The organism is Roseomonas alba (assembly GCF_019430885.1).
GTDB classification, from domain to species: domain Bacteria; phylum Pseudomonadota; class Alphaproteobacteria; order Acetobacterales; family Acetobacteraceae; genus Neoroseomonas; species Neoroseomonas alba.
Window position 1 is genome coordinate 441,422 of record NZ_JAHYBZ010000001.1, and the last position, 13,917, is coordinate 455,338.

The 13,917-nt window shown below is 70.8% G+C and carries 14 protein-coding genes; 6 read left to right on the plus strand and 8 right to left on the minus strand.

The features are described from left to right. Positions 1-55: 55 nt before the first annotated feature. The 8 genes from KPL78_RS02005 to KPL78_RS02040 form a co-directional block, all read right to left on the minus strand. On the minus strand, positions 56-562 hold the full coding sequence (locus KPL78_RS02005) for a F0F1 ATP synthase subunit B family protein (RefSeq protein WP_219761003.1): 507 nt from the start codon (positions 560-562) through the stop codon (positions 56-58). Continuing rightward, entirely contained in the window at positions 562-1,170 is a 609-nt protein-coding gene (locus KPL78_RS02010) for a F0F1 ATP synthase subunit B family protein (RefSeq protein ID WP_219761005.1), read from the minus strand. Before KPL78_RS02010 ends, KPL78_RS02005 begins: the two co-directional genes overlap by 1 nt. Positions 1,171-1,253: 83 nt before the next feature. Next, a complete protein-coding gene (locus KPL78_RS02015; protein WP_133221840.1) occupies positions 1,254-1,478 on the minus strand; it encodes an ATP synthase subunit C family protein in 225 nt (74 codons plus the stop codon). A gap of 75 nt (positions 1,479-1,553) precedes the next feature. Then, complete coding sequence (locus KPL78_RS02020) at positions 1,554-2,309, minus strand: F0F1 ATP synthase subunit A (RefSeq protein WP_219761006.1); 756 nt, start codon at positions 2,307-2,309, stop codon at positions 1,554-1,556. A gap of 18 nt (positions 2,310-2,327) precedes the next feature. Then, entirely contained in the window at positions 2,328-2,630 is a 303-nt protein-coding gene (locus KPL78_RS02025; RefSeq protein ID WP_219761008.1) for an AtpZ/AtpI family protein, read from the minus strand. 124 nt (positions 2,631-2,754) lie between these two features. Continuing rightward, positions 2,755-5,127: a putative bifunctional diguanylate cyclase/phosphodiesterase gene (locus KPL78_RS02030; RefSeq protein ID WP_219761009.1), complete on the minus strand. Its 2,373-nt coding sequence runs from the start codon at positions 5,125-5,127 to the stop codon at positions 2,755-2,757. Then, the gene (locus tag KPL78_RS02035; protein WP_219761011.1) at positions 5,124-5,597 is read right to left on the minus strand and encodes a putative pterin-binding protein; all 474 of its coding nucleotides are present in this window, start codon (positions 5,595-5,597) and stop codon (positions 5,124-5,126) included. The genes KPL78_RS02030 and KPL78_RS02035 overlap by 4 nt, the downstream gene beginning before the upstream one ends. Positions 5,598-5,754: 157 nt before the next feature. Next, a complete protein-coding gene (locus KPL78_RS02040; protein ID WP_219761013.1) occupies positions 5,755-7,314 on the minus strand; it encodes a DUF6311 domain-containing protein in 1,560 nt (519 codons plus the stop codon). 404 nt (positions 7,315-7,718) lie between these two features. On the opposite strand from KPL78_RS02040, the gene KPL78_RS02045 reads away from it, so the two are divergent. From KPL78_RS02045 to KPL78_RS02070, 6 genes are read left to right on the plus strand one after another with little or no spacing between them, the layout of a single operon-like run. Next, positions 7,719-8,408, plus strand: coding sequence for a sugar transferase (locus KPL78_RS02045; RefSeq protein WP_219761015.1), 690 nt, complete (start codon positions 7,719-7,721; stop codon positions 8,406-8,408). Positions 8,409-8,436: 28 nt separating this feature from the next. Beyond that, positions 8,437-9,948, plus strand: a complete 1,512-nt coding sequence (locus KPL78_RS02050) for a flippase (RefSeq protein WP_219761016.1) — start codon at positions 8,437-8,439, stop codon at positions 9,946-9,948. After that, positions 9,945-11,012 (plus strand): glycosyltransferase family 4 protein, encoded by a 1,068-nt coding sequence (locus KPL78_RS02055; RefSeq protein WP_219761027.1) that lies wholly within the window; start codon positions 9,945-9,947, stop codon positions 11,010-11,012. The genes KPL78_RS02050 and KPL78_RS02055 overlap by 4 nt, the downstream gene beginning before the upstream one ends. Further along, positions 11,009-12,109, plus strand: coding sequence for a glycosyltransferase (locus tag KPL78_RS02060; protein WP_219761029.1), 1,101 nt, complete (start codon positions 11,009-11,011; stop codon positions 12,107-12,109). The genes KPL78_RS02055 and KPL78_RS02060 overlap by 4 nt, the downstream gene beginning before the upstream one ends. Further along, positions 12,106-12,981: a glycosyltransferase family 2 protein gene (locus KPL78_RS02065; RefSeq protein ID WP_219761030.1), complete on the plus strand. Its 876-nt coding sequence runs from the start codon at positions 12,106-12,108 to the stop codon at positions 12,979-12,981. Before KPL78_RS02060 ends, KPL78_RS02065 begins: the two co-directional genes overlap by 4 nt. After that, positions 12,981-13,841: a glycosyltransferase family 2 protein gene (locus tag KPL78_RS02070; protein ID WP_219761032.1), complete on the plus strand. Its 861-nt coding sequence runs from the start codon at positions 12,981-12,983 to the stop codon at positions 13,839-13,841. Before KPL78_RS02065 ends, KPL78_RS02070 begins: the two co-directional genes overlap by 1 nt. Positions 13,842-13,917: the final 76 nt, after the last annotated feature.

Sequence of the window (13,917 nt, forward strand, 5' to 3'; positions counted from 1 at the left end):
AAAAAGGGCGCCGGCCGCGAAGGCCGACGCCCCGGTATCGGGCGATGGCGACCGATCAGGCCGCGCGCAACGCCTTGGGCAGGTCGTTCAGGCTCTGGTCCACCAGGGCGGCGTCGGCGGCGGCGTCCAGCGTCTCCGACAGCACCGAACGGGCGGCCGCGCCGGCGATCTCGGCGGCGGCGTTGCGGACGTCCGCGACGGCGCTGGCCTCGGCGGCGGCGATGCGGTCGAGCGCCATGCGCTCGCGGCGCTTCGCGGCGGCCTCGGCCTCGGCGGCCGCGGCGGCGGCGACGCGGTCCGCCTCGGCGGCGGCGCGGGCCAGCAGGTCCTCCGCCTCCTTCGCGGCGGCGGCGCGCTCGGCCTCGGCATCCTTCAGCATCTGTTCGGCCTCGGCGCGCAAGCGCGACGCCTCATCGAGCTGACGCTTGATCCCGGCGGCCTTGGCGTCGAGCGCCCCGCCGATCGCGCCCCACAGCTTCCTGCCGAGCAGCAGGAAGAACAGGACGAAGGAAACCGCGACCCAGAACTTCGGGTCGAGCCAGAAGTGTTCGTAGTGGTGCATCACGCCCTCCCGCGCGCGGCGAGTTCGCGCGACACGGCGGCATCGACCGCCGCGGCATCGGCCCGGCCGACCAGCTTGGTCAGCAGCGCCGCAGTGGTATCGGTCGCGACCCCGCGCAGCGCGCCCATGGCAGCGGTGCGGGAGGCCTCGATGCTGGCTTCGGCCTCGGCGATCTGGGCGTTCAGGCGCGTAGCCAGCGCCGCGGCCTTGGCATCGCTCTCGGCCTGGGCGGCCTGCATGGCGGTGGCGACCTGGGTGCGGGCCGCGGCGCGCGCCTGCTCGGTCGCCGCGCGATGCGCGGCCATGGCGGCGTCGGCCTCGGTCTTGGCGGCCTGCGCTGCCTCGAGGTCTGCCGCAATCCGGCTGTGGCGGCCCTCGATCACCGCGCCCACCTTGGGCAGGGCGACATGGGCCATGATGTAGACCAGCGCACCGAAGATGATCAGCTGCCAGACCACCTGGCCGATCAGCAGTGGGCCCTGTTCGGGGTGGCCGAAGGCGAGCTGCGGCATGCCATCGACAGGCACGACGCCCGTCTCGGCCGCGAACGCCATCGCCGGCAGGGTGGCGGCCAGGACCGCCAGCATCGTCACTCGGCGCATCGCCATCCTCTCCATCACCTCAACATCCCGGGGCGAACCCGGGCGGACGCCGTGCCCCGCGGCCCGTTGCCGGGCGCGGGGCAGCGGAATCAGGCGAACAGGATGAGGAAGGCGATCAGCAGCGCGAAGAGCGCGACGGCTTCCGTGAGGGCGAAGCCCAGAATGCCGATCGGGAAGACCGCGTCGCGGGCACCCGGGTTGCGCGCCACGCTGGTGATCAGCGAGGAGAAGATGTTGCCGATGCCGAGACCCACGCCGAACAGCGCGATCACGGCGATACCGGCCCCAAGGGCCTTCGCAGCGGCGACTTCCATGTTACTCGTCCTTCCGTCAATCCATGGAGGTTCTGTACGTACGCGTGTGCACCGGCACCCCGGTCACATGGCGGGTCAGTGCAGGTGCACCGCGTCGTGCAGGTAGATGCTGGTCAGGATGGCGAAGACATAGGCCTGCAGGAACGCGACCAGGAATTCGAAGCCGACCAGGGCAATGTTCACCGCGAGCGGCAGGGCGGCCACGAAGGGGCCCACCACGCCAAGGCCACCCAGCAGCACGACGAAGGTGGCGAAGACCTTCAGCATGACGTGGCCGGCGACCATGTTCGCGAAAAGACGCACCGAGAGGGACACCACGCGGGAGAAGTAGGAGATCACTTCGACCGGGATGATGATCGGCGCCAGCCAGACCGGCGCGCCTTCGGGGAAGAAGTAGGAGAAGAAGTGCCAGCCGTGGCGGGCGATCGCGATCACCGTCACCGTCAGGAACACCACCACCGCCAAGGCGAGCGTCACCGCGATGTGGGAGGTGAAGGTGAAAGCGTAGGGCAGCATGCCGAGCAGGTTGCCGAACAGCACGAACATGAAGACCGAGAAGACGAAGGGGAAGTACTTCTTGCCCTCGTCGCCCACCTGGTCGCGGACCATGCCGGCGATGAATTCGTAGGCCGATTCACCGAGCGCCTGGAAGCGCCCCGGGATCAGCGCGCCGCGGCGCGCGGAGCCCAGCATCAGCCCGGCCGACAGCAGTAGCGCCACCAGCATGAAGACGTTGGACTGGCTGAAGGACACCGCCTTGCCGACCACGCCGAGAATCGGCGACAGCTCGAACTGGCTGAGAGCGTCGATCGTCTTGCCTTCGGTCGCCAACGGCTGATCCCCCGTCCATCAGTCACTGCGTGTGCGCGAGCGCGGTCGCGGATTGAACAGGCGATAGACGTTCAAGACCCCGGCCGCACTGCCCATGACGAAGAACACCAGGAAGAGCCAAGGCCAGGTGCCGAGCCAGCGGTCCAGCCAGAAGCCGAGACCGATGCCGACAACCAGGGCCGAGACGACCTCGACCCCCGCGCGCAAGCCGAACCCCCAGGGGCTCTGCGGTGCCTTCCCGCGCCCGGCGGGTGGCGTATCCAGACCCTGCTTGGATCTGGCCTGCCGCAAGCGTTCCTCGAAACCGTCGCGCTCGTTCACCTTTGCTCCCTGGCGGGCCCCCGCCGGAAGGCAGCCGGGCTTTAGGGTGAGGCCCCCCGGCTGTCAAGCGGATGTGGCGGCGCAGCAAGGGTTTGGTAAGGCTGGCCGCGCGGGCCGCGGGCGGTTACTCGACCGGCATGAGCGGGGCCTTGGTCGCGCTCCGTGCCGAGGGCGGCACCAGGCGGGCCAGCGCCTCGGGCGGCATGGGCCGGCCGAGCAGGTATCCCTGGCCCTCGTCGCAGCCGAAATCCCGCAGCCGGGCGAGCTGCACGGCGCTTTCCACCCCTTCCGCCACCAGCCTGGCGCCGAGCCCATGGGCGATGCGCGTCACCGCGTCCACGATCCGCTCGGTGCGGGTGCTGGTGCCGAGCCCGGCCACGAAGGACCGGTCCAGCTTGATGACGTCGAAGGGCAGTTGCTGCAGATAGCCGAGCGAGGCGTATCCGGTCCCGAAATCATCCAGCGCAAGCCGCACCCCGGTCTCCCTCAGCCGCGCGAGGGTCGCCGCCGCGGCATCCGGGTCGCGGATGAAGACATCCTCGGTCACTTCGATCTCGAGCCGGTCGGGCTGGCCGCCGACGGCGTCCAGCGCCTCCCGCAGCAGGTCGGGGGCCTGGCCGGTCACGATATGGCGTGCCGAGAGGTTCACCGCGATCGCGATGTCGAGCCCGGCCTTGCGCCATTCCTGCTGCTGCACCAGCGCCTGTTCGAGCGTCACCCGGGCCAGCGCGACCGAAAGCCCCGCGCGTTCTGCGGCGGGGATGAAGAGGCTTGGCGGGATGGCACCGCGCGTCGGGTGGTTCCAGCGCAGCAGCGCCTCGCAGCCCGCGAAGGACAGATCGGAGAGGTGGAATTTGGGCTGGAAAGCGAAATGGAGTTCCCGCTTCGCGAGCGCCCGCTGCACATCGGCTTCGAGCCGCCGCTGGTCGATCAGCGCGGCGGCCATGGCCGCCGAGAATCGCCGTACCTGGCCGCGCCCCGACCCCTTGGCGCGGTACAGGGCAATGTCGGCGCGTTGCAGCAGGGCGGGCCCATCGACGCCATCGACCGGGCCGATGGCGACGCCGATGCTCGCACCCACGGTCACGCTGGTGCCGTCGATCGCGTAGGGCGCGCGCAGCGCGCGGATGAGGCGCGAGGCCGCCGCATCGGCCTCCTTCGGTCCGGCGATGCCTGCCTGCACCACGGCGAATTCGTCACCCCCCAGCCGCGCCAGCATGTCCGCGGGCCTGAGGCAGGAGCGCATGCGGCTGGTCGCGGCCATCAGCAGCGCATCGCCCGCCGCATGGCCCATGGTGTCGTTCACATCCTTGAAGTCGTCGAGGTCGATCAGGTGCAGGGCCACCATCCCGCCCTCGGCGAGCAAGCGGTCGAGGTGGCGGGTGAAGAGCAGCCGGTTGGCGAGGCCGGTCAGGGAATCGTGCTCCGCCATGTAGCGGATCTGTTCCTCGGCGGCTTTCCGTGCGGTGATGTCGATGCCGATGCGCACCACGAAGGAGGGCGCGGCACCCGGGGCCATCACCGGGGCCGCGGTGCTGAGCAACGTATGTTCCGTGCCATCCGGGCCGGTCGCGGTCACCTCCCGGAACGGAAGCTGGCGGCCGCCGGCCAGGGCCGCGGCGAGATCGGCGGCATCCTCGGCCGAGGCGGAGATCTCGGCGATGTTGCGCCCGAGCAGCGCGGCCTCGCTGGTGCCGTGGAAGGCCGCGAGGGCGGCGTTCGCCAGCACGAATCGCCCCTGCGGATCATGGGCCGAGACCATGACCGGCAGCGCATCGACCACCACGCGCAGCATGCGTTCCGAATCCTCGGCGCGCGCGCTCGCCGCCTCGGTCTGCTCCAGCAGGCCGGTGGTACGGCGCCACAACACATAGAGAAGAGCCGAGAGCAGCGTCGCGCTGACCACCAGGCCGATGGCGCTGACGGCGAAGGCGTGGTGCAGCCGGAGCAGGCCGGCGGCCGCGGCGTCCTTGGCGACCTGCTGTTCGAAATAGAGATTGCGGTTCGCCTCGCCGAGCCGTGCGACGAGAGTCGTCAGCGCGTCGCGCGCCTCCGGGATCGCCTGCGCGTCACCGGTCGCGTAGCGCGCGGGCAGGCGCTCGATCGGGGCGAGGGTGGCGAAGAGGTCCGGCAGGCCGGTGCGGATCTCCCGCAGGACGACCGGCACCCGGGTCTCGCCGTCGCCTTCCTGCAAGGCGACCAGGCGGCTCCAGACGATCTCGAAGCGCAGCACGACGTCCTGGGGCGCATCGGGCTGGCCGGCCGCCAGGCGCTCGACATCGGTGTGCAGCCGCGAGAGCTCGAGCAGCGCTTGGCTGCTTTCCCACACGCCGATGCGGTGGCCTTCCGTCTGCAGCTCGGCCATGCGTGCCAATTGCCGGCCCGAGGTCGCCAGCGAGGCGATGAAGACGACCACCGCCGCGGTGATCGCCAGCAGAGGGACGGTGGAGCGCGACCAACGGCCGGAGCTGGCCATTGCCCGGCCGCGGCCGCTCACGCGATCTCCAATCGTTTGACCTGCCAGACTGCGCGCTGGCGGTGGATCCGGGTGAACAATTCGGGGCGCTCCGACCAGGGGAAGAGGATCCAGAACGGCCCGCGATTCCGGATGGGGATCGGCTCGCCATCCTGGCGGGTGGCGAGGAAGCCGTCGCTCGCCAACACCTCGGCGATCGGCATGGCGGCCGCGTAGTCATTCAGCGCCACGACGCGCAGCGTGTCGCCGAAGGCACCGAGCGAGGCGAGAAGGCGCGCCAGCGTCACACCCGAGAAATGTTGCGGCCCCTGCGTCCAGGGCGTGCGCGTGACGAGCGGTTCCAGCCCGATTGCGTCGAGCGCGGCGAGGTCCAGCAGGCGGGGTGAGGGCGGTGCGATGCTGCCCGCGACCTGAAGCACGGCGAGGTCCCCGGCGGCGGCGGCGAGAGGAAAGCCGAAGCCGGAGAGCAGCACGCGGCGCGCAATCGACATGACGGAACGGCTCCAACCCGATGGCAGATTGGATAGCCGTTCGCGAGTAACCGAATTCTTATCTTCTCCGGCGGTTCGAGGAGGGATCCGGTATCCGGGGTGGAGCCCCTCTCCGTTCCACGCTTCCCGCGTGGCGCGCAGGCGTCGGGCCTCTCCGCTACGGCCCGCGGCAGGCCAGGAGTGCGCCGACCTCCTGGCACGCCGCGGGCGGCGGGCCGCTGCGCGCCCCCGGCAGGATGATGCGCAGTTCCCCCGGCGCGAGCGGACGCGCCATCGCCGCTTCATCGTCGCAACGCGGCCGCTCGCCGCGCCAGCGTGCGACATACATGGTGTTCGCCGGTACTGGCCGTTCGGCGGCGAGGCTCAACACCTGCAACTGTCGCGTGTGGTCGCCGAAGGTGTCCGGCTTCGGCACGCAGGGCCAGGTGGGAAAGACCGCGACGGAGTCCGCCCCGGCAAGCAGGTGCCGCAGCGTCGGCGCATCAACGCTCCAGGGCATGCGCGTCGCCGCCCAGGCGTGAATCGCGGCGCGATTCGGCGCGGCGTCGAGGAACTGCACCGCGCCGAGCAGCAGGACCGCGACGGGACCGATGCGCGGCAGGCGCGCCAGCAGCGCGATGCAACCCACCAGAAGCGCCGCACCGACCGGCCAGAAGAAGCGGCCCGAGGCGCGGAACTGCTCGAGGAAGCCAGGCGGCGCCCCGAGGTCCAGCACGACGCCGCGCCCGAGCCCGACGCGGAAGGACACGGCCAGCAGCGTCAGCCCCAGCAGCACCAGAGCCAGCCCGGCGTGGTGCCGCAGCGCGCGCAGCAAATCGCGCGGCGCCAGCACCGCGACGGCAAGCAGCCCGGCCAGCAGGCCGAGGCCGAGCCAGTTGTAGCCCTCCCACCCGCCATGGCCGGTCGCGTCGACCTCGGCGTTCACCAGCCCGCCGATGAACCAGGATCGCCAGGGCCAGACGGGCGAGAGCAGGTTCAGCGCGAAATCGCCATAGCCTCCATCGCCCTGCGCGCCGAGATAGCCGAAGGCTGCCATCACCGCGCCCACCGCGACGACGCAGGCCAGCAGACCCAGCCCGGCGGCGAACCATCCGCGATCCCCGCGCAGCAGCAGCGTCGCCGGCACGGCGGCGAGCAGCGCGAGCACCATCGCCGCGAGATAGGGATGCACCAGCAGCGTCGCGACCGCGACCAGCACCGCCGCGCCCCACAACGCCGCCGACTGCCCGCGCGCCAGCCGCAGATAGAGGCCCAGCGCGACCAGCAGCGTGAAATGCCCGGTCAGCGCGGCGTGGCCATAGCGGTTGATGAAGGCCGGCATGGCCGAGGCCGCGAGCGCGATCGCCACGGCCGGCAGCAGGCGCCGCTCACCCGTCCCGCGCAAGCACCAGACGGCGGCGACCGGCTGCATCGTCCAGGCGATGGCATACCACAGGCCGATGCCGTGGAAGCCCTCGGGCAGGACGGCGCGCAGCGCCTTCAGCGGCAGGGCAAGCAGCGGAATGCCGTCGGCGAAGGCGATGTTCAGCCCGTCAGGCGGCAGCAGGTTCAAGGCCAGCAGTGGCGGCCAGCGCCAGGCATCGCCGATGAAGTAGCGCTGCGCGATGGCGTGTTGCGCGGCATCGCCCTGCGGTGCCCAGGGCCCGCCGGCATGAGGCAGCAGGAAATCGACCGGGAAGATCGCCAGCACCAATGCGACGCCGAGCAGCAACGCCACGCCATAAGACAGAAGAGTTTCAGATCTGGGCGACAGGGGGCGCACTCCGGTTTCGTCCGACCTCCCGAATCCGCGAGAACGTCGGATCAGGATTGCCTGGGAAAACAATGGCTCCGAACCGGATGCCGCGAAACTGGGTGAACCGCAACGGGGTCCGGGAGTGACGCAGCACCCCCGAAGCCCCTGATCCCCCACGAAAAAATCCGCTCACGGAATACTGCGCCGCCACATTTGCGCCGCAAGCAGGTCCCAAATCCGACAGCGCCAAGGATCAACTTCCGGGTCAACCCAAGGACTGGTTCGCCGTTCCGCCCCAGGCGGGTCCGGCTCCGGGTCCGAGGAACCCCTTTGGCCGTCGCCGGCCCCCGCCGGCGATGGTGACATCCAGAAGGTTGCTGACGCCGATGTCCAGCGTTCCGGTTGGTCCTCTCCCCCCGCACAGCGCCGTTGCCGGCGTTGTCACCGGCATTCGTACGGTCGGTTTCACCCCGCTGGCGAAGCGGGCGATGGACATCGCCATCGCTGCCGCCGCGCTGGTGGCGGCCGCGCCTTTCTTCCTGGTGGTGTCGCTGCTGGTGCGCGCCGATGGCGGCCCGGCCTTCTACGCGCACAATCGCGTCGGCCGCGGCGGGCGCATCTTCGGCTGCCTGAAGTTCCGCTCCATGGTGGTGGACAGCCAGGCGCGGCTAGAAGCCCTGCTCGCCTCGGACCCCGAGGCGCGCGAGGAGTGGGAGACCACCCGCAAGCTGCGCAACGACCCGCGCATCACCCGCATCGGCCGCTTCCTGCGCGCGACCTCGCTGGACGAGCTGCCGCAGCTCATCAACGTGCTGCGCGGCGACATGGCGATCGTCGGCCCCCGCCCGGTCACCGCCTCGGAGCTCGACAGCTTCTATGGTGCGGCCTCCGCCCACTATCTGACGGTCCGCCCGGGCATCACCGGCCTGTGGCAGGTGTCGGGCCGGTCCGAGACCTCCTACGACCAGCGCGTCGCGCTCGACGTGGCCTATGTCTCGCAGCCCTCGCTGCTGGCCGATCTGCGCATTCTGCTGAAGACCCCGGTTGCGGTACTCTCCCGCCGCGGCGCGCACTGAGCAGCGGGCGAAACAAGGGTCCCATTCGATGACTGGTACGGCGTCCGAGGGCCCCGAAGACCGGGCCGGCGGACGCCGGCTCGTGTCCGGGGTGGTGTGGAACGCGCTGGGGCGCGGAATCCCGCTGATCATCGCGCTGGGGATCACCCCGGTGCTGGTCCATCTGCTGGGCACCGACCGCTGGGGGCTGTTCACCCTCGCCCTCGCCATGGTCGGCATCTTCGGGGTGTTCGACCTCGGGCTCGGCATGGCGCTGACGCGCGCCGTCTCCGAGGCGATCGGCGAGGGCCGCGGACGCGACGCCCCGGCGCTGGTGGGGGCGACGATCTGGGCGCTGCTCGGCCTGTCCTCGATCATGGCGGGGCTCGCCTATGCCTTCATGCCGGTGCTGATCGGGCGCGTGCTGATCGTCCCGCCGGGGCTCGAGGCCGAGGCGCTGGCCGCCTTCCGCGTACTGGCCCTGGCCGCGCCGCTGGTGGTGCTGAATGCGGCGCTGTGGGGGGTGCTGGCGGCGTGGCAGCGCTTCCGGGCGGCCAATTTGGTCAACATGCCGGTGAGCGTCTTCTACTACCTGGGTCCGGTGATCGCCCTGTGGCTGTGGAACAGCCTGGTCGGCGTGATGCTCGCTTTGGTCGCGGTGCGGCTGGCGAGCGGCCTCGCCTATGCGGCACTCGCCTGGCGCGACGTGCCGCGGCTCGGCCTGGACCGTGCGCGATTCGCGCTGCTGCGGCCCCTGTTGCGCCAGGGCGGGTGGATGAGCCTGTCCGGCGCGCTGACCCAGATGCTGCTCTATGCCGACCGCTTCATCATCGGCGCGCTGATCGGGCTGACGGCGGTGGCCTTCTATGCCACACCCCTCGACCTCGTCATGCGCATGTGGATCCTGCCCGTGGCGGTGGCGCAGACCTTGCTGCCGGCCATCGCCTCCTCCTTTCGCTCCGCGCCCGAGCGCACGGCGCTGCTGCTGCGGCGCGGCGCGCTGATCGTCGCCGGGATGGTGCTGCCGGCCTGCCTCGTGCTGGTGGCGCTGGCCCATTGGCTGCTGTGGCTGTGGCTCGGTGCGGCCTTCGCGGATGGCGGCGGGGTGGTGCTGCGCATCCTGGGGGTCGGGATCTTCTTCTCCTGCCTCGCCTTCGTCCCGGGGACGCTGCTGGATGCGATCGGGCGGCCGGAAGTGACGGCGACCTTTTCCCTGATCCAGGCCGCGATCTTCCTGCCGCTGGGCGCGGCCCTCCTGCTGCTGATCGGTATCGAGGGTGCGGCCATCGCCTGGGCCGCCCGCACGGCGACGGATTGCGCCGGGCGCTTCCTGCTGGCCGCGCGCTTCTATCCGCCGGCGGCGGAGGCCGGCCGTGCGCTGTTGCCTCTGCTGGCTGCCTGCGGCGCCGGGCTGGTGCTGATGGCGGCGATCCCGGGCGTCGTCGTGCCGATGCTGCTGGGCGCGGTCACGCTGGGCCTGGCCGTGGCGATGGGCTGGCGCATCGCGCCGCAGGACGATCGCGCGGCGCTGCTGCGGCGGGTGGGGATGGCGCGGGCATGACCGGCATCGCGATCAATGGGCGTTATCTCACCCAGGGCATGACCGGCGTGCAGCGCTTCGCGACCGAGATCGTCGCGGCCGCCGATGCGCTGGCCGCGCGGTCCGAATGGCCGGTCGCGCGGGTGTTGCATCCGGCCGGCGCGCGGGATGCCGGGCTGCGCAGCTTCCGTGCCGAATCCGTCGGATCGCGGTCCGGCCAGGCCTGGGAGCAGATCGACCTGCCGCGCGCGCTGCGCGGCGACATGCTGGTCAGCCTGGGCAATACCGCCCCGCTGATGCTGGGCGCGCGCCAGGCGGTGGTGATCCACGACGCCGGCGCCTTCGACACGCCCGAATCCTATTCCTTCGCCTTCCGGACCTGGTATCGGCTGATGCAGAAACGCCTCGCGCGCAGCGGGGCGATGATCCTGACGGTCTCGGAATTCTCCCGCGCGCGGATCCAGGCCGCGCTCGGCGTCGATGCCGGCGTCATTCCCGAAGGCGGGGAGCATGTGCTGCGCACGCCGGCCGACACCGCGATCATCGCGAAGCATGGCCTGGAACGCGGCCGCTTCGCGCTGGTGGTGGGCAATCCCGCCGCGCACAAGAACCTCGCCGCGCTGACCGCGGCTGCCGAGACGCTCGGTGCCCATGGGCTGACGCTTGCCGTGGCCGGCGCCGCCGATCCGGCGGTGTTCCGCGCCGGCGGCGGCGTCGCGGCGGACAGCGCGAAGCTGCTCGGTCGCGTGTCGGATGCCGAGCTGCGCGCGCTGTACGAGAACGCGCTCTGCCTCATCTTCCCCTCCCGCTACGAGGGCTTCGGCCTGCCGCCACTCGAAGCCATGGTCTGCGGCTGCCCGGTGCTCGCCGCCCATGCCGGCGCGGTGCCGGAAGTCTGCGGCGAGGCCGCGCTGTGGTTCGACCCCGCGCAGCCGGCGACGTTGCAGGACACCGTCTCCCGCCTCGTCGAGGAGGACGGCCTGCGCGAGGGCATGATCCGCGCCGGGCTCGACCGCGCGCGGAGCTTCACCTGGGAGCGCGCCGCGCGGACGCTCCTCTCCCTGATCGAGGGCCGCCGCGCATGAAGGTCGCCATCGTCCATGAATGGCTCGATTCCTATGCGGGGTCCGAGCGCGTCGTGGAACAGCTCCTCGCCGAATGGCCCGAGGCGGATCTCTTCGTGATCTGCGACTTCATGCCGGAGGCCGAGCGCGGCTTCCTGCGCGGCAAGCCCGTGAAGACCAGCTTCATCCAGCGCCTGCCCTTCGCGCGAAAGCACTTCCGCAAGTATCTCGGCCTGATGCCGATCGCGATCGAGCAGTTCGACATGTCGGGCTACGACCTCGTGCTGTCCTCCTCGCACGCCGTCGCCAAGGGCGTGCTGACCGGCCCGGGCCAGCTCCATGTCAGCTACGTGCACAGCCCGATGCGCTATGCCTGGGACCTGCAGCACCAGTATCTGCGCGAAGCCAAGATGGAGCACGGGCTGAAGGGCGCCTACACCCGCCACCTGCTGCACAAGCTGCGCATCTGGGACCGCGCCAGCGCGATGAACCCCGACGTGGTGGTCGCGAACTCCACCTATATCGGCGAGCGCATCCGCAAGGCGTGGCGGCGCGACAGCATCACCGTGCATCCGCCGGTCGATGTCGACCGCTTCGCGCTGAAGGAAGACAAGCAGGACTTCTTCCTCGTCGCCTCCCGCATGGTGCCCTACAAGCGCATCGAGCTGATCGCCGAGGCCTTCCGCCGCATGCCCGGCCGCCGCCTGGTGGTGGTGGGCGACGGCACCAACGCACCCATGGTGCGTGAGGCCGCCGCCGGCGCTCCCAATATCGAGTTCCGCGGCCGCGTCGGCACGGCGGAGCTGGTGCGGCTGACCCAGGATGCCTGCGCCTGCGTCTTCGCCGCCGAGGAGGATTTCGGCATCGCGACCGTCGAGGCCCAGGCCTGCGGCACCCCCGTCATCGCCTTCGGCAAGGGCGGCGCGCGCGACATCGTCATCCCCGGCCAGACCGGCAGCTTCTTCGACACGCAATCGGCCGACGCGATCATCGCCGCGGTCGAATCCTTCGACACGCTGTCCATCGCCCCTGCCGCCTGCCGTGCCAATGCCGAACGCTTCAGCCACGGCGCCTTCCGCGCCGCCATGCGTCGTGTCGTCGAGGAGGCGATGCGATGAGGTTCACCCTCGTCGTCGCGACGCTCGGCCGCGATACGGACGTCGGCGCGCTGCTCGACAGCCTGCTGGCCCAGGGCCGCAGCGATGTCGAGGTCATCATCGTCGATCAGAACGACGACGACCGGCTTGGCCCCATCGAGGCAAGCTATGCCCCGCGCATGACGCTGAAGCGCCTGCGGTCGTCCGTGCGCAGCGCCAACCACGCGCGCAACCTCGGCCTGCGCCACGCGCGCGGAGAGATCATCACCTTCCCCGACGATGACTGCCTCTATCCGCCCGGCGTGCTGGATCAAGTCGATCAAGCCTTCCGTGCAGCGCCGGCGCTGCATGTGCTGACCGGCCCCGCAGCCTCGCCCGAAGGCGGGCTGGGATCGGGGCGCTGGCGCCTGGACAGCGGCCCGATCGACCTGTCCAACGTCTGGACCAGCGTCATCGAGTTCAACCTGTTCCTGCGCCGCCAGACCGCGCTGGCGCTCGGCGGCTTCGACGAATCCATGGGGCCCGGCAGCCCGTTCGGCTCCGCCGAAGGCAACGACCTGGTCTGCCGCGCCATGGCGAAGGGTCTTGCCGCCCGCTACGACGCCGATCTGCGCATCATCCATCCCGACAAGCGCCTGTCCGACGTCGCCGTCGAACGCGCCGAACGCTACGGCCGCGGCCTGGGCTTCGCGCTGAGGCGCAACGGCGCGCCGCTATCCGTGCGCGGGACCTTCCTGGTCCGACCGCTCGGTGGCGTGGCGGCCAGCCTGCTGCGCGGCCGGCTGCATGACGCCGGCTACTACTTCATGACCTTCCGTGGCCGTCTGGCCGGCATGCTGGCGCGCGAGGCCCGCCAGCCCTCGACGGTGCCCGCGCTGACGGAGGCCGGGTGATGCGCATCGCCATCGGCATCGCCACGCGTGGACGACCCGCGATCCTCGCCGGTGTGTTGGCGGACCTGCAACGCCAGACTCGCCGCGCCGACCGCACCATCGTCTGCCACGTCACCCCCGACGACATCACGGACTGCGCCGGCGCCGAGTTCCTCACCGCCGCCGCCGGGCTGCCGCGCCAGCGCAATGCCATCCTGGACGCGGCGGTGGATTGCGACGTGGTGCTGTTCCTGGACGATGACTTCCTCTGCGCGCCGGATTTCCTCGCCGTGGTCGAGGCCGCCTTCCTCGCGCATCCGGACATGGTGGTGGCCACCGGCCTCGTCATTGCCGACGGCGCAAAGGGCCCCGGCTATTCGCTGGACGAGGGCTTCGGATTTCTCGCCGCCGACACGCCGCCCGCCGACAAAGCCGCCGTCGAGCCCGCCTTCAACGGCTATGGCTGCAACATGGCCTTCCGCATGGCGACGGTGCGCGCCCACGGCATCCGCGTGGACGAGCGCCTGCCGCTGTATGCCTGGTACGAGGACATCGACGTCACGCGACGCCTCGGCGAGCACGGCACCATCCTGCGCCTGCTCGGCGCGCGGGGCGTGCATCTGGGGGCGAAGTCGGGCCGCGTGAAGCAATTGCGCCTGGGCTATTCCCAGGTGGTGAATCCCATCTACCTGGCGCGGAAGGGGTCGTTCCCCTGGAACCACGCCATTCCCTCCGCGGCACGGCATTGCCTGGCGAACCTCGTGCGGTCGCTGAAGCCGGAACCCTGGGCGGATCGCTGGGGGCGGTTCCGCGGGAACATGATCGGGGTGTGGGACCTGATCCGCGGGCGCGCTACGCCGGAGCGGATTCTCGAACTGTAGGAGCGACCCGGGGCCTCGCCCCGGACCCCACCAGGGCTCTGCCCTGGACCTGCCAGGTGCCGGAAGGCCTTTGGAA